17 protein-coding genes and 1 tRNA gene are annotated in these 16,950 nt (G+C 32.2%); 16 read left to right on the top strand and 2 right to left on the bottom strand.

Annotated elements, in window-relative coordinates:
* Window positions 1-73 precede the first annotated feature (73 nt).
* The 8 genes from MHH44_RS11450 to MHH44_RS11415 all read left to right on the top strand — a co-directional run bounded on the left by MHH44_RS11450 (window position 74) and on the right by MHH44_RS11415 (window position 10,267).
* Window positions 74-1,150: a hypothetical protein gene (locus MHH44_RS11450; protein WP_340798622.1), complete on the top strand. Its 1,077-nt coding sequence runs from the start codon at window positions 74-76 to the stop codon at window positions 1,148-1,150.
* Window positions 1,151-1,161: 11 nt separating this feature from the next.
* Entirely contained in the window at window positions 1,162-3,087 is a 1,926-nt protein-coding gene (locus MHH44_RS11445; RefSeq protein ID WP_340798621.1) for an McrB family protein, read from the top strand.
* On the top strand, window positions 3,071-4,855 hold the full coding sequence (locus tag MHH44_RS11440) for a DUF2357 domain-containing protein (RefSeq protein WP_340798620.1): 1,785 nt from the start codon (window positions 3,071-3,073) through the stop codon (window positions 4,853-4,855). Before MHH44_RS11445 ends, MHH44_RS11440 begins: the two co-directional genes overlap by 17 nt.
* Before the next feature lie 878 nt (window positions 4,856-5,733).
* Window positions 5,734-6,960 (top strand): ATP-dependent nuclease, encoded by a 1,227-nt coding sequence (locus MHH44_RS11435; protein ID WP_340798619.1) that lies wholly within the window; start codon window positions 5,734-5,736, stop codon window positions 6,958-6,960.
* A 48-nt stretch (window positions 6,961-7,008) separates the two neighbouring features.
* Complete coding sequence (locus MHH44_RS11430; RefSeq protein WP_340798618.1) at window positions 7,009-7,467, top strand: hypothetical protein; 459 nt, start codon at window positions 7,009-7,011, stop codon at window positions 7,465-7,467.
* A gap of 644 nt (window positions 7,468-8,111) precedes the next feature.
* The gene (locus MHH44_RS11425; RefSeq protein WP_340798617.1) at window positions 8,112-8,339 is read left to right on the top strand and encodes a hypothetical protein; all 228 of its coding nucleotides are present in this window, start codon (window positions 8,112-8,114) and stop codon (window positions 8,337-8,339) included.
* Between the two features lie 603 nt (window positions 8,340-8,942).
* Entirely contained in the window at window positions 8,943-9,122 is a 180-nt protein-coding gene (locus MHH44_RS11420) for a helix-turn-helix domain-containing protein (protein WP_340798616.1), read from the top strand.
* A 23-nt stretch (window positions 9,123-9,145) separates the two neighbouring features.
* Window positions 9,146-10,267, top strand: coding sequence for a tyrosine-type recombinase/integrase (locus tag MHH44_RS11415; protein ID WP_340798615.1), 1,122 nt, complete (start codon window positions 9,146-9,148; stop codon window positions 10,265-10,267).
* Window positions 10,268-10,397: 130 nt separating this feature from the next.
* Here MHH44_RS11415 and MHH44_RS11410 read toward each other — a convergent pair.
* Window positions 10,398-10,470, bottom strand: a tRNA-Val gene (locus tag MHH44_RS11410).
* Window positions 10,471-10,597: 127 nt separating this feature from the next.
* Complete coding sequence (locus MHH44_RS11405) at window positions 10,598-10,819, bottom strand: hypothetical protein (RefSeq protein WP_340798614.1); 222 nt, start codon at window positions 10,817-10,819, stop codon at window positions 10,598-10,600.
* A gap of 161 nt (window positions 10,820-10,980) precedes the next feature.
* Between MHH44_RS11405 and MHH44_RS11400 the strand changes: the two genes are divergently transcribed.
* The 8 genes from MHH44_RS11400 to MHH44_RS11365 all read left to right on the top strand — a co-directional run bounded on the left by MHH44_RS11400 (window position 10,981) and on the right by MHH44_RS11365 (window position 16,946).
* Window positions 10,981-12,243: a M48 family metallopeptidase gene (locus MHH44_RS11400; RefSeq protein WP_340798613.1), complete on the top strand. Its 1,263-nt coding sequence runs from the start codon at window positions 10,981-10,983 to the stop codon at window positions 12,241-12,243.
* 89 nt (window positions 12,244-12,332) lie between these two features.
* Complete coding sequence (locus MHH44_RS11395) at window positions 12,333-13,112, top strand: GNAT family N-acetyltransferase (RefSeq protein ID WP_340798612.1); 780 nt, start codon at window positions 12,333-12,335, stop codon at window positions 13,110-13,112.
* Window positions 13,113-13,156: 44 nt separating this feature from the next.
* Window positions 13,157-13,516 (top strand): nuclear transport factor 2 family protein, encoded by a 360-nt coding sequence (locus tag MHH44_RS11390; RefSeq protein ID WP_340798611.1) that lies wholly within the window; start codon window positions 13,157-13,159, stop codon window positions 13,514-13,516.
* Window positions 13,517-13,699: 183 nt separating this feature from the next.
* The gene (locus MHH44_RS11385) at window positions 13,700-14,239 is read left to right on the top strand and encodes a DJ-1/PfpI family protein (protein ID WP_340798610.1); all 540 of its coding nucleotides are present in this window, start codon (window positions 13,700-13,702) and stop codon (window positions 14,237-14,239) included.
* Window positions 14,240-14,299: 60 nt separating this feature from the next.
* Complete coding sequence (locus MHH44_RS11380) at window positions 14,300-14,908, top strand: protein kinase (RefSeq protein WP_340798609.1); 609 nt, start codon at window positions 14,300-14,302, stop codon at window positions 14,906-14,908.
* A gap of 263 nt (window positions 14,909-15,171) precedes the next feature.
* Window positions 15,172-15,543 (top strand): GntR family transcriptional regulator, encoded by a 372-nt coding sequence (locus tag MHH44_RS11375; RefSeq protein WP_340798608.1) that lies wholly within the window; start codon window positions 15,172-15,174, stop codon window positions 15,541-15,543.
* A 4-nt stretch (window positions 15,544-15,547) separates the two neighbouring features.
* Complete coding sequence (locus MHH44_RS11370; RefSeq protein ID WP_340798607.1) at window positions 15,548-16,348, top strand: ABC transporter ATP-binding protein; 801 nt, start codon at window positions 15,548-15,550, stop codon at window positions 16,346-16,348.
* On the top strand, window positions 16,341-16,946 hold the full coding sequence (locus MHH44_RS11365) for an ABC-2 transporter permease (protein ID WP_340798606.1): 606 nt from the start codon (window positions 16,341-16,343) through the stop codon (window positions 16,944-16,946). The genes MHH44_RS11370 and MHH44_RS11365 overlap by 8 nt, the downstream gene beginning before the upstream one ends.
* Window positions 16,947-16,950 lie beyond the last annotated feature (4 nt).

The following is a 16,950-nucleotide window of genomic DNA, read 5'->3' as shown; positions in this document are numbered from 1 at the left end:
CAATAATCCCTAAACAATCCAGCCAAATAATAATGTATTTTTTATAGAAAATTTAATTGAGAGAAGAGTGTATATGGACAAAGAATTACTGACATTACTAATTTCAGCTTTAACTGAAATGGAAATAGTAGAATTATATAAAGTGAAAAAGGTTAATAACTTTGGATTTCGAGTGAATACTATTGATGATGTTCGAAAAAATAGGAAGATATTAGAGGATAATCTACTTAAACCTATAAATATGAAGCGTGTACAAGATTATTTTGTACTTAAAGCAAAAATAATTGAAATTAATATTGAAGGATTAGAGTTGAATGAACTTAAAGAATTATGTGAGACTGAAGGATACACCAAGGTATTAGTTACACTATATGTTAAAGATAGTAAAGAAGATTTCAGAAAAATAGTTACTGATTACTTGGAAAAAACTAATGAAGAATCAATAAAAAGTATAAATAACACTCATGTTGAAGAAAGCATATTAGAAAATAAGTTAAATAAAACGATAAGAAAATTAGAAACAAAATTAAATAACATAACTGAAGAGCTTAAAAAAAAGGAAAAGAACTATAAATTAGAGCTAGATAAAACAAATAATTTAATAATAGAACTAAGAAAAGAAAATATGCAATTGAAACAAGACTTAAATCATATTAGTAAAGAAAACGATCATTATAAAAATGAAAACCTAAACTTGAAAAATTGGAATGATATGTTACAGACACAGAATGAAAATTATAGTAATGAAATAAAAGAATTAGAAAAAGAAGTAACCTCTCTAAATGAGAAAATGAACTTATTAAGCGAAAAAAATCTAGTATCGAATGATACTAATTCTTTTAAAGAAAATGAATTGGAAATGATAATAACAAATAAAATTGCAGTTTTAGGAGAGTTTAATGAATTAATAAGTGAGATAAGCGGTATTCATTTTGAATTTATTGAAGGTAAAGCGATTAATGAATTTACTATTGATGATATATCACTTGACTACAACGAGATATGGATTATTCATTATGACTTAACGCAAAAAGAGAAACGAATTGTTCAAATGAAGAACTTTGAAAGTAATTTTGAATTAAAAATTAGAGATATTTTTAGTTTAAAGGAACTAAATCAAGCAATTATTAATCTTAAGGAAAATAGGTAGGGTGATTAGACATGGCGAATAAATGGTCAATTGATTTTGCAGGTGTATTAGCAACAAGTGATGAAGTCTTAAGGAAAAAAGTTTTTGTAAATAAACATGGAGCATTACAATTTTATTTAAAGATTATATCTGTGCCGCCAGAAAATTTTCCATATAACGAGATAAAAACAGTTACATGTTATGCAGAAGAGATAGATTATCCGGATGTAGAATTCGAAGATAATGAGGTAAGAGAACAAAAATTTATTGATTTTCTTGAGAAATATATATTTATATTCAATATTGATGTACGTACAGGTGTAGGCTCATCTGGGGGAGTAGAAAATTATTATATTGCAAGAAACGTAAGTTATGTAAAGAAAAATGATGAATTTAAACGTGATGAAGAGTTGAATATAATTCCGATTTTTACAGGTGATGCAGAACAAACAGATAAGAATATTTTTGAAAGTAGATTATTAAATAATAGATTTGTTGGTAACAATAAGAATATTTCAACAGACGATGATGATACACCAAGTTTGATTTGTTGGAAAGAACCCGATACTGGAGAATTAAATTTATACGGAATAATGGATTCTCATGACCATGCGCATGGGGGGTTCCGTTTTAAATTCAATGAGTCTACATTTTATAAGCAAAAACTTAATGAGGAAAATTTTTATAATTACTATGAAATTAGAAATGTATTATATATTCCGTATACTGAGTTTAGAAAATTAGAAAAAGAATTAATAGATAAAGGTACACCTATTATAAAAGAAGTAATTCAAGAAAATGTTATTCATTCTACTAATGAAAATACATTGATTATAGATAAAGAAACACAATTTATAGAGATTTTTGATCAAAAATGTAAGTCACAAGATTTATATTATGTTAAAAAAGATCTATATAACTTCCATACTGCAATGAAAACAGGGAATTTAGTAATATTAGCTGGAATGAGTGGAACAGGTAAATCTAAACTTGTTCAATGTTATGCAGATGCTTTAGATTTGAAAAAGGAACAGTTACTATTTATCCCTGTAAGACCTTATTGGCAAGATGATGCAGATGTTATTGGTTATTTAGATATATTAAATAATGTTTATCGACCTGGAGACTCGGGATTAGTTAATATCTTAATCCATGCTTATACTAATCCTGATCAGATGCACATTGTATGTTTTGATGAAATGAATATTGCACGAGTAGAACATTATTTCTCGCAGTTCTTATCGGTACTTGAAATGGATGAAAATAAAAGAATATTACGTTTATACAACGATGAATTACAACATCGTATTTATAATAACAATGTATATGAGCCTACGATTAAGATTGGTAATAACGTGTTATTTGTAGGAACTGTCAATCTTGATGAATCTACTTATCAATTCTCTGATAAAGTATTAGACCGTGCAAATGTAATTAATTTAAATATGATTCCTTATTATGAGAAATTATCTTCTACTCCACCTACATCAAATGATCCAGAAGATAAGCTAAATAAAATAGATAAGATAGAGATTTCTACAACAACGTACAATTCTTTTAGAACAAAGGATACCAAAGTAGGATTATTAAAAGAAGAATCACAATGCTTATGGGGAATTCACTTGGAATTACAGAAGGCGAACCGAAATCTAGGTGTAGGTTGGCGTATTGCTAAACAAATAAGTAACTATCTTAATAACCTTCCGTTAAATAGCGAATTATCACGAGAAGAAGCATTTGATTTACAATTAGTACAACGTGTCTTAACGAAAATACGAGGTTCTGAAGAACAATTTAGAGAGTTATTGGGTGTTTATGATACGGAAAATAAAGAAGTGAGTGATAGTAGTATAATTACGACTTTAGACAAACTTCCAAATGATTATAAGATGGAGAAAACTCGTCAGTTAATACTTGATAAATCAAGGGAGTTAAAATTACATGGTTATACCGTTTAAGATTGAGTTTAAACAAAATAAGCCTTTTCTTGTTGATAAGTTTGTAAGAACAGAAGCCGAACTGTTTAATTTAACAGACGAAGAAATTCCTGTAGTTAAGGAAAATAAAACTTTAGAATTATTTTTTTCATCTACTAACCCAGATGATAAACTTTCTTTTGATTTACTTGATATTGTTCAAAAAGATGATAGATTTGATGAATTAACCTATATTCAACCATCCATTGACCCTATTAAGATTTATGATAGTAATGGTACATATACGGGTGCATTAATACCAGGCTATTATAAGATTACGGTGACAAGTAATAATGAGAGATATTATTCATGGTTAAAAGTAAAACCTAAGCAAGTAACGGAAGAGCAATGGATTGTCATGCGTGAAGAAGTAGAGTCTGAGATAACAGGACTTGCTAGAGATATTCTATTTAAAAGAACTGGAACACAAATAAAAGAAGATTCTGTATTACCTCTAAGTCTACTTAATAAAGTTCAATTGATTAACTCACATTTCAATAAGTGGAAATTGGCTATTAATCAAGTTATGTCTAATCCTCGATATAGTTTAAAAAGGAAATATAAAAAAATAAATAAATCCGAACCTAGTGTAATTGATCATGTGGCATTTAAAAAGATGACCATTGATGCACAAGCTGCAAGTATGGGCAAAATATATACGGTAAAAAATGAGTGTTCAAATAATACATTAGAAAATCGATGGTTGAAATTCTATATTACCAATATAATGAAAAATATACGTTCATTATTGAAAGAACTAGATAGTTATGTAGTGCAGGTAGAATCGGCAATAAATAGTAAGAGGATTTTTTATAGGAGTAATAAAAAGGATTTAAATTATCATAAATTATTGGCAGCAAAAGAAGATTTGCAATCACATCGATTTAGAATGACTGCTATATTACAAGATTGTTATCAATTTTTGAGTTTGGATTGGGTACAAGATTTAACAGATGGCAGACCATTACAATATTCCATGGTTGTACAAGCAGATATGAATTATAGAAGTATCTTTAAGTTTTATAAAGACTTAAAGATAAATAACTATGAAATTAATTTAAATCGTGAATATACTTACTATTGGAAACGCACTGACTTATTATATGAAATATGGGGTTTTATTCAATTTATAAAAGCACTTACATCTGAAGAAATTGGGTATCAAATAAAAAAAGGATGGATTTACAATCAAACTTTATCAAAATCGAGTGAAAATAAGTTTGAAGTTCCTTTTTTGAAACAGGGAGAAACTATTGAATTAATTAAGGGAGATACAGAACTCCACCTTATTTATGATCAAGTGATAGATAATGATGTATCTAAACTTTTATATACTGATGCAGGCAATAAACGACCAGATTTGCGATTGGATTTCTTTAAGGAAGGGGAATATATTAATTCAATTATTATTGACTTTAAATACCGCCCTTTAAAATATATTTGGTCCGAATTTGGACGTAACGAGGTAATGGATCAACTTACAGCTTATCGAGATAATTTTTATTCTCAAAAAATTTATTCGAAGTCATTCCCAGGTATTTGGCGGGCATTTAGAGCAATTCAAGAAGTCTGGGCTGTTTATCCTTATAACGAAAATAATGTGAGAAAACCACAACCACGTGATATGAGTTTAGTCGAATTAACTCCAGATATGGATAAAGTAGCATTTGTGAACAAGTTAAAAGAATCAATTGAGGCAATCCAGCTTGCTTGGAGAACGTTAAGTGATGGTAAAAAGCAGATAACATAGATTTATAAGAAATACTAATAATTAATAAAGCATACAGCATCAATAGGTTGCAATATAAAGTCCCCACTTTCCAAAGTAATTGCATGGTTGGAATTAGAAAACTAATTTTTAAAATGTAGGTTATATAAGTAATATTTTGGCATTTATATTTGGAATTTAAAAAGACTATCGTTTATGGAATAAGTACCACTTTTTTCAAAGCCACATTCTTTGAGAATTAGCCGTCTATAGTAAAGTCTAAAGTAAGCCCGTTATCAAATAACGCATATAAATAAGTTGGCACCTCCAGTACGACAGACGTATCCATTAAGGGAGGTGCCATTCTTATGTCCACAAACAAATTCGGCCCCTACTCATAAAAAATAAGTGCTATAACTGTATTGTATAGAAAAAAGTAGTAAGTAAACAAAAAGAACTCATTTTACAACGTTTTAAGAGCTGTAGGGGGTGTTCTTTTGTTTTAATTATGCAAATGCAAAGCTCCTAAAATTAGATAGAAGCACTCTGTGGTAGCAAAGCTAGTTAGATAGTTTAATATTGGGGAGATTTTAAAGGGATGTCATATAGAGAAGCTTTCTTGTTTTGTAGAATAGAGCAATAGGTTATATGTCTAAAGAATTAAAATTAAACAGTTAATATCTTCCTATTTGTTGAAGGTTGATTTAAACTGTAAATATAAGCTAGTCCAAATGGATTAAGGTTAACAATTATAACAGCATAGCAAAGTCTATATGATGCATATGAGTTAACTAAACAAAATGCATCTGATTCAATAGAGTATTTAGTATTTGTGTATTAAGTGAGATGAATAAAAATTATTTACTTCTGAGTTTTATGATTTATGAATGTATTTCATGAAGGAAGGGGAAGTGGCTTGGATGAGTAAACTTAGAATTAATGAAATTCAAATTGCAAATTATCGTTCATTTGGAAATAAACTTCAAACGATAACGTTTCCGAATGAAAATTATAAAAGACCCGTTACGATAGTTGGTTATAATAATGCAGGAAAAACAAATTTATTGAACGCTATCTTGATCGGCTTAACTTCGAAATATGTTGGTAAAGAAACATTTAGTCTAGATGATTTCCATAATCGATTTTTAGCTAATAAAATTTCAATAAGTTCAACGCTTGATAGTAGTACTGAAACAACTGTAAATGGAAGAGAAGTCAATTTAACTGGGGAATTTTTTTTAGAAATGCAGGTTGATGAAACAGAGATACTAAGTGCTAAAATGAACAGTGAAAATAGTATATCATCTGGTGCTATTAAATATTATAAGATATTTTATGTTAATTTTCATGAAATAAAAAAAGAACTTTCCATAAAGAAAACTAGCTGGGGGAATTTAACATCTTTTTTAGCTAAATTTATCAAAAGTTCAATTACTTCAGACCCTAATATTATAGACAAAAGAATATCATTTAATAAGAAAATGAAAAACTTATCTGATGAAATGATTAGTGAATCACTTCTAATAGACTTTATAGATAGAATTAAGGGGAATTATTCAAAAAATTTAAGGGATAATGCGTGTGTAATTGAATTTGGCTTACCAGAATATGAAGATATCTTCTTAGAGATGATATTTAAAGTAGGTCTTAATGGTGATCGTGAAAATTTAATTCCAATAGAAAATTTTGGTGATGGCTATATCTCAATGTTTGTTATGTCAATAATACAAACGATAGCGGAAACAAACACAGATGATAAGTGTGTATTTATATTTGAAGAGCCCGAAAGCTTTCTACATGAAAATCATCAAGAATATTTTTATAAGAAAGTATTATGTGAATTAACAGAAAAAGGGCATCAAGTTATTTATACTACTCATTCACATAAAATGATAGATATTTTTGATACTAGAGGTTTAATACGTTTGGAATTTGACGAGGGTTCAAAACAATCGGTAGTAGCTTTTAATAATTATAATTGTGATTTCAATAAAAAAATGAAAGAAGAGTTTTCGTTAGATGAAATAGCTGATTATAATAACTACATAAAAATTATCGAACCGAACTTAAATAAGATAATTTTCAGTAAAAAGGTATTGTTAGTTGAAGGACCAAATGATTTGATGGTATACAAACAACTGATTTAAAAAAGAGTCCTTAAGCTAACCAACGACGAAAAATACGCTGAAACATATTTGAATTATAAAAACATCGCTATAATACCACATCATGGCAAGACGACGGCAATAATTTTAGCGGGGCTATGTAAGCATTTAGGGATTGATTATTTCTTAATTAATGATTTTGATTTACCAAAAGAGATATTAGAGAAAATTAAATTCTCTAGTATAGAAGAGCTTAAAGAAAGTCAATTTTATAAAGAAGAAATTGAATCAACTACAATATTAAGTCTAGTCTCAGGTAAACCCTATAATAACGCAACTAAAAGATCGATGGTTACAAATAATTATAATTTAATAAAAATTGCGGGTGAGAAAAATAAAATTCATTTTAATATACCTAAGCTAGAAGTCCTGATTGGTTATAGTAACAATGATAAGAACAGTATTGGAATTTGGAAAGTGATTAATAAAAAAGATTTTAATGATGAAATGTTGTTTTCAGAGGATTTAATTAAGTTTTTAGAGTTATAGCGAATAATTTATCCATTCCGAAAGTATCAAAGAAACCTTACAATATGTATTACTTTACCCGCACAGCATTGCTTAATAGGAAGGTATTTTTGAGTATTATCACAATTTCGTGTAGCGTAAAATCGGTGAACGTACAAAAAATGATGGTTGTTACAGCGAGTCGATTATAGGAGTTGCGCTATAATGATACATTGGACAAGTACATAAATGATATAGGCTATGATAATTTAAAAACGGGTTGCCTTATCAGGTACAGTTAAGAACTTCGAAATTGGTTTTACAGAGCCTGACAAGAACAAGTTCTCTGAAAGAGACATTCCAGAAAAGTTCCACTCAGTTGTATATCAGGTACTGTAAGTAGCAGAGAAATATCAAACAGACTTTGATGAGTTGCTGTTAACATACAACCTATGTCGAGAAGCCGATAAGCGGTAATAAAGAAGTACATAGATTATCTCGCTTAAACCTTACATGTGCAGGTAAACAGAAGTTTATAAGTGAAGAGATATTTTACTATCCAAAGAACTTAAAATAATTATTGAAATGCCATGGTACATAGATATCGAGCGTTTAACGAGGTAAGAAATTTAATCATAAAATGATAATCTAAACTGATTAAAGAAAATATAGAGGAGGAATTTCTTATGGAAGAATCAGAAAAATTAAGATTGTTAAATCTGGGTAAAGCGGTTGTCAATGAAAAGTATCCGAATTTTGGTGTAAGCAAGCCTACTTATTTAAATGGAATAGCATACACATTGGCATTAGAATTAACAGCATATGATATTAGTAGCATGTCTGATGAACATATAAAAGACTTAATGAAAATTGATTTAGGGGAGTTAAAAAAATCGCTAAATAAGCACATCTAATAGACCCTTTATAAATAAAATACTGTTTTTAAAGGAGGCTAATTGGAACGGTAACACTTTTAACAACATTTTTTAGGTAGTTAGGAGGCTCTCTTAAAGCATAAACGATGCACAAGTTGCTCGACATGGAGCCTCGTTTAGCTAAAGCCAGCTGAATAAGGCTGGCTTAGCTAAATGAGGCGATCATGCCAATTGCTCCATATAAAGCTCTTCTTCGTTGATAGACATGATAATTTCCCTTAATCACTTATAAAAACTGTTCAACTAAATGTAGCCGATCCACTTACTCAAGCAATCAGGATTCCACTTATCATTTCACTTGCCTCAAATACCTAAGGATCAAAGTGTATGTTGAAACCGCAGTCCTAAGATTATTGAGAATTTCGCTCTATATTAGCTTTTAAAGCCATTTTCGAAGGAGTTGGAGCAATTCTAAGATTGTTTGAGGTAAATAAAGTTTAGTAATGTCCATTTTAAGTGAGTAATGAAATACAGTTGCTGAGCAACTTTGCAGTAAATCTTGATTAATCTTACACTGACATTATAAATAACTACAGGATACAACTTGTAGAAAAACTATTATAATGAAGGTAGGAAATAGAGATGACAAACATAGAAATGAATTATCCTGATCTGTTAGATGTGAAGGATGTGCAGAATATTTTACAGATAGGTAGAAGACAAGCGTATGAATTAGTAAATTCAAATGTCTTCCATAGTGTGCGGGTCGGTCGGAGAATCAAAATTTCAAAACAATCATTTTTAAAATGGTTACTTGGATAGTATTTTGATTGGAGGAAACGATTGTGGCACAAGGCTCTATAAAGAAAGAAAATAATAGTTGGTACTATGTATTCGGCTATTCTGATCCCTTTACCGGGAAGAGAAAGCAAAAGAAGAAACGTGGTTTTAAAACAAAGAAAGAAGCTCAGGCTGCACTAACAAAGGCGCTTAATCAATTGAATGAAGGCACTTACGTAGAACCGTCTAAAATGACATTAAATAATTTTCTTGATATTTGGATAGAAAACAAAAAACGCACAGTAAAAGTGAATACTCTGCAAAAATACCATTATATCTTAAAAAATCATATCCGCCCATTCTTGGGGCAAATGCCAATAGCAAATATCAAGCCTTTAAACATATCACAGCTATATTCGGTGCTTCATGAAAAAGGTCGTAGTAATGCAACCATCCAGGACACGCATACGGTGCTAGTAAATATATTTAACGAAGCTGTGAAATTACAAGTAGTGATTCAGAACATTGTTGTTGCTGTTTCTAAACCAAAGCATAAGCCGAAAGAAATGAATATTTGGCATCAGGAACAAGTGCAACAATTTCTTAAAACAGCTACAGATACTTCATTCGAATTAATATATGTTTTAGCCCTTAATACAGGTATGCGTCAAGGAGAGTTACTCGGTTTGTTATGGGATGATATTGATTTTGAAAAGAAGGTAATAAAAGTACGACATACAATTATAGCAGGCTCAAAAGAAATTCAGGAGTCTACAAAGACTGCTTCAAGTCGCCGAGTAATTGAGTTATCGGATACTGTTGTACATCTTTTAAAGAAGCATAAGACTAAACAAGCAGAGCAGCGTCTAAAGCTAGGTACTGGCTATCAAAATATGAATTTAGTGAATGCTTCCCTTGTAGGAACACCAATTAATCCTAAAAATCTTCGCCGCAATTTTTATAATCTTATAAAAAAGGCATCTGTTCCTCAAATTCGATTTCACGACTTACGTCATACACATGCATCACTTATGCTTCAATTAGGTGTAAATGTAAAGGTAATATCTGAAAGATTAGGACATGCTAGTACTAAAATTACATTAGATCGTTACAGTCATTCATTACCGACGATGCAAAAAGAAGCAACAACAGTGTTTGATAACTACATCTATGCTACACAAAATTAGGGTGTGTGACCAGACTGTGACCAAACAGCTTTACTACACAAAAAAAGACCGTAAATAGATTTGCTCTACAAACGGTCTTAATACGTCTGAACCCTTGATACATCAGGGATTCACAAGCTTACTGAAATTATGGTCCCGACTGGTCTCGAACCAGCGACCCCCACCTTGTCGAGGTGGTGCTCTCCCAACTGAGCTACAAGACCGTGATAAGAAACAGATAAAGTCATGTTCTTAACTGTTATTATAGCATTTACAGAGGGGGAGGTATATAGGGAACTGTTATATTTTTACTTTATATTTAGAATAGTTACCCTAGTTTTCTCATGTTCCTCAACGTCTTTTCTTTTTATCGTCTTTCAATACAGCTTGATTTTTAATTATTTTTTCTAAGACGACATGCACATGATATTTACTTTCTTCGATTTGAACGACATTTAAAACTTTTCCTTTACGACCTTTAATTTTTATATCCTCATCTACCTTAGGAATACGTTCTAGACACTGACTTAGGACAGGTGTTTTATTTTCCAAATAATGAACAGCAAACAACATGATTAAGCGCTCCTTGTTAATTCAATTTAAGATTGAGTCCAATTTATGAAGATTCCAAGACATATAGAACCGTCAAAAAAGAAGTATGACCAACTTGGCAGAAATGATTTCCGCATTTCAATAATAGGATATGGTAACGAATGAATTGAGGTGTAGAAGGAATGACAAAAAAATGGGGTTTACTGGCTGTTTTTGCATTTGGGCTTTATGTTGTCGCAATGTATTTGTATTTTTTCCATGGACAAAATAGTGGGATTCCAGCCGCTCTTCAAGGAACGGCTGCAGATCCAAGCACTTTTCTTACAACGCACGAGTTGTTATTAAGTGAAGAGTTATCAAAAGTAAGGAATTTCCTGTTCTTTATTTCAACGCCGTTGGAATGGCTTCTTTATTTCTTTATTTTAATTATGGGTATTTCACGTTTGTTCGAAAGTTGGAGTTCTGAACAATTTAAATGGTCTCTTTTCAGAACTTCGATGTATCTGTTTTTCCTGTCCTTGCTACTTTTCATCATCCAATTCCCACTGGACTATTTCCGCTATAAGCTGAGCAAAAGCTATGGCATCAGTACGCAGATCTTTTCATCATGGATGCGGGAAAATGTAATTGATTTTTGGCTTGAGTTAGGGATGTCGGTAATCATGGTAGCGGTACTTTATTGGCTCATCAGAAAAAGCCCGAAAAAATGGTGGCTCTATGCATGGGCTTTAACTGTGCCGTTTTCAATTTTCCTCATGTTCATTCAGCCTGTCGTGATCGACCCGATCTACAATGATTTCTCACCATTAAAAGATAAAGCGTTAGAGACGAAAATTCTTTCTCTTGCAGAGCAGGCGAATATTCCATCTGAACATGTGTATGAAGTGAATATGTCGGAGAAAACGAATGCTTTAAATGCCTATGTAACAGGGATCGGTGAAAATTCCCGGATAGTGCTATGGGATACGACATTAAACCGATTAACGGATGATGAAATCCTCTTTATCATGGCACACGAGATGGGTCATTACTTGCTGAAGGATATCTATATAAACATCGCGGTCTATTTATTTATGACACTTATTGGACTATGGCTAATCGCAAAGATTATGCCTTGGATGATTCGACGTTATGGACCAGTTTTGAAAATTAAAGATATGGGCAATATGAACTCCTTGCCGTTGTTTTTATTGATTTCATCATTTCTCGTTTTCTTCTCAAGCCCATTATCCAATGCGATTTCACGGTATCAGGAAATCCGGGCTGATGAATTTGCAATTGAACTTGTAGAAAATCCTGAGGCAGCGGTCTCATCATTTCAACAGTTGACGAAAGCCGGACTTAGTGAAGTTAACCCTCCAGCACTTGTTAAATGGTTCCGCTATACTCATCCGCCAATGTTAGAAAGGATCAATAAATTTGCCGAAGAAATTGAGGAAGATTAAACAAAAACATGTATAATTAGTTTACTATATTTATAAGTTATTCAATTTTTTTCAATAAAAATCTTTGATGTGTTGAAAGGAACTCGGCTATGGATAAAAACGAATGCATTGCGCTTTTTCATAAAGAACTACGCCAAGAAGCTGTAACACCAGGTTTTAGAAGAGAAGAAACCGACCATGTTGTTCGTCATGTTTCAAAATATAACGAAAGCGGATTTATTTTAAGTTCTAATGTAAATGAAAGTTCTGCTAGGGAAGTGATTCGAAATGAGTTAACTTATTTCGGTAACCTTAAGCAGAGTTTTGAATGGAAAGTGTACAGCTATGACAAACCTGATAATTTGACTGAAATACTTAAACAAGAAGGATTTACGATCGATAATCCAGAAGCATTGATGGTCATGAAATTATCGGGAAGTCATCCTTTCCTTACAAATTTCGATTTACATGTAGTAAAGGAAATAACGGATGAACAAGGCATCCATGATGTTATTGCGCTAGAAGATGCTATCTGGAATGGTTCTCATGCAGAGCTTGGAGAAAGACTTTGGAGAGACAAACAAAATAATCCTGACTCGCTCTATATTTATGGGGTTTATGACGACGGCCAGCTTGTAAGTGCTGCTTGGATGTACTTAGAGAATAATTCATCCTTTGCCAGCTTATGGGGTGGATCAACGCTTCCAGGATTCCGAGGCAATGGTTATTATTCAAAACTATTGGCAGTTCGTGCACAAAAAGCTTATGAGAAGGGGTACTCTTTCCTCACAGTTGATGCCAGTCCAATGAGTAAACCTATTCTTGAGAAGGCTGGCTTTAGTTGTCTTGCATACTCATATGGTTGCCAATCACCTACTATTCCTGTTTAAGATAAGCGATTTACATTTCCAAGTACAGAAAAGGTGAATTGAAAGTGGAAAAAAAGTCAGCATTGGAAGAACTGTTATTTCAACTAGAAAACAAATTGTTGGCACCTGAAATTCGGACATCAAAAGAGGAGCTAACGAACATACTTGCTGACAATTTTTTTGAATTTGGAAGCTCAGGGAAAGTATTGTACAAAGATGAGGAGATTAGCGAAGCGACTCTTGGAATCGTACAAATGACAATGAGTGACTTTGAAATACATTTATTGTCTGAAGAAATCGTTCTAGCAACGTATAGGATTTATAATGAGGTAAACAAACAGCATTCATTACGGAGTTCGATTTGGAAATTTGTCGATGGACAGTGGAAGATGCATTTTCATCAGGGAACAAAAATTTCTGGATAGTTTTCATGCGCTATTCTTTTTAAAGAATTAGCGCTTATTTTTTATTAAGCTATTTCAGTTTCGATAATTTCATTAATAATGTTTATATATGTTAAGTGGTGATGCCGAAATAATAGCATACAACAAACGAAACAATCACGGGCGGTTCTATAAAAACGGGTCGGAAATAAGGAGGCAGCGATTGTGAAAAAAACAGCAGTAATTTTGTATCCGCAATTCAGTGAATATGAATTAAGTATAGCGTTGTCTATTTTAATGCAAGGAAACAAGACCATGGTTACTGTAGGGTTGGATAATCACTCCATAAGAGGTGAGTCTGGATTAACGTGTGTAGCTGACACAACAATTAGGGAAATTAACATTGAGGAAATTGATAGTATCGTGATGCCGGGGTGTTTGGATATTAAAACGCTTCTTAATGAAGAAATATTATTTGAATTTTTAAAGCAAGCCGTTACGAAAGAGACAATCGTTGCAAGTATATCGTGTTCACCGTATCTATTGGCAAAAGCAGGTTTGCTGACAGGAAAGAAATATACTGTTGGGTTACCAATGGAAGCTATCGAAAAGTTATGTGTTTTTGATAAAGAAAAATACTGTGATGATCCCGTAGTACAGGATGGAAATATTATTACAGCAAGGGGGAGAGGATTTATTGAATTTGGGATACGTTTAGGTAAAGCATTAAATCTCGAATTCGATGAAGGCTGGTATGAAGGATAATAGATTCAAACTTTAGAAGTAGCTGTAAACACGAGAACTAAATACATAGATGATTCGGGGATGAAGAAAATGAAGATTTCCACAGTAGTAGAACACATAGAAGATTTGCTTAAACAAGCTAAGATGATTGGAATCGGCTCAACAAGAAAAGTTTATCGTTTTGAAAACCTTGTAATTAAAACCTTTTTGCATCCTATCGGATATGCTCAAAGTAAAAATGAATATGAAATGTATCAGACGTTGGGAATGAAGGGGTTAGAAAAGCATATCGCGCCCATTCTTTTTATGAATGATAAATATGTCATTCAGCCTTTTTATGAGCAACTTCCTTTAAACAATCATTGCTCATACGATATTGATTTGGAGACGGATTCAAGAATAACGGAAGATTTAAAAGCTGCACTCCATGTAATCGATCATGAATTGGATGGCTTTGATTTTAAAGATAGTGGAAATTACGGTTTGGATGAAGAGGGGCACCTTGTTTTAATTGACTATGGTATGACTAAAAAATTATATGAAGAACAATGGGTTATATTGGCTGAAGCCGGTAAACTCCCGCAAATCCGCTTTGAAAAATGTCGTGTATGTAATATTGAAAAGGAACTTCGGATGTATGGAGAAACTGACACGGATAACCGTTGTGTTTCTTGCGGGAAAGATTATTGAAAAGGGCATATGTACAATACTTAATTTAAATTGAAAATTTATAAGGGAAATAAAAGCAACTTAAACAAAATCTTTAAAGAGTATGTTTTGATTATCTTTTTCAAAACATGCTTTTTCCTTTTAATTTAAATAAATTTATTGTTTTTAAAAAAGGGGTTGTAAGAATTTGTAATTGTGTATATAATGTGTATATAGTATATATACATTATAACGGGTATTATTCTTTTAGTCTGTTCCAATAAAATAAAGAAGAGGTTTTTTGCATGCAAATCATAATTTCCAATAGTTCAAAGGAGCCAATCTATGAACAAATTACAAATCAGATGAAATCATTTATTTTATCAGGTGAATTACAGGAAGGGGCAGCAATACCTTCCATGCGTAGTCTTGCAAAGGATCTGCAAATTAGTGTTATTACGACAAAACGTGCCTATGAGGAATTGGAGAAGGCGGGCTTTATCTATTCAATTGTCGGAAAAGGCTCTTTTGTCGCAGAGCAAAATATAGAGGTAATGAGAGAGAAGAAGCTGAAGGTCATTGAGGAGCAACTGAGTGCTGTTATAACGAATAGCAGAGAAATGGGGCTATCACTTGATGAACTACAGCAATTACTAAAAATTTTATATGAGGAGTGAAAAAGTGGAGAATGTAATTGAATTAGTAAATGTCTCGAAAAAATTTAAAGGCTTTTCCGTTAATAATATCGATTTACAAGTGAAGCAAGGATTTGTTACAGGGTTTATTGGTGCGAATGGAGCCGGGAAATCTACTACTATAAAAATGATGATGAACCTATTAAAACCGGATGCAGGTGAAGTTAAACTTTTTGGACTGGACTACAAGACGCATGAGAAGGCGATCAAAGATCGAATTGGATTTGTATATGATGGCAATGTTTTTTTTGAAGGGCTGAATCTAAAAGATATTAAGCGTATAGTAAAACCAGCATATAACAAAACTTTCTCAAAAGGGATGCAAATGAAGGCATCATTAGCAATCGCACTCTCTCATAATGCGGAGCTGATAATTATGGATGAGCCAACAGCGGGGCTAGATCCCATTTTCAGACGTGAACTGATGGTTCTCTTACAAGAATTAATGATCGATGGTAATCGCACTATTTTCTTCTCTACACACATTACAACTGATTTAGATCGAATCGCCGATTATATCGCTTTAATACAGAGTGGTAATTTAATTTTTAATCAGTCTATTCATGAAGTAGCTGAAAACTATGCGCTCGTTAAAGGCAGATTGGAACTGCTGGATAGAGATACTGAAAAAGCCTTTGTGCATGTCCACCGCGCTACAACAGGGTTTGAAGCATTGACAGATAATATTAAAGCAGTAAACAATACTTTCGGAGATGCAGTTGTCATTGATCGTGCCTCACTGGAAGATATTATGTATTACTTGAAAGGACGGGTACACCATGTTTAATTTAATCAGACGTGATGTCATATTGCAGAAAAAGCAGCTATTTACCTTTATCCCTTTAATCTTTTTCTTTATCATTATGGACATACATCCAGTTTTGACTTATCTAATAGCGAGTCTTATTATTCCTTTTAATACTTATGTTTATGATGAAAAAGTAGAGACAAATATACTATTAAATTCATTGCCGTATACACGTATGGAAATTATCGCATCACGTTATCTGGGCGCTATTGTTTATATGATTTCAGCAATCGGATTGACAAGTATAGCATTTCTTGCCTTCAATAAACCATTTACGATGGCGGATATTTTAATGGGCAGTGGGTTGTTCTTAACATTTGCTTCAATTACCTTTCCATTATTTTATATATTTAAGCCCGGTTATATTTTTCCGGGAGTAATTATTGGTTTTCTTCTATTAGGGAGTGTTGGACCGGCTATTGTATTGTATGTTGCTGAACGTTTAACAGCAGTAACTGATATTATTGGCAGTTTATCCATGCATTCTTTATATACCGTAGCAATCATTATTATCTTGATTTTATATGTTTCTTCTTGGATGATTACTTCAGTTATTTACCAGCGAAAGGCGTTCTAAGAGT

This window comes from Solibacillus sp. FSL K6-1126, from assembly GCF_038003445.1.
Taxonomy (GTDB): Bacteria; Bacillota; Bacilli; order Bacillales_A; family Planococcaceae; genus Solibacillus; species Solibacillus silvestris.
This window is presented reverse-complemented; position numbering and strand designations above follow the sequence as displayed.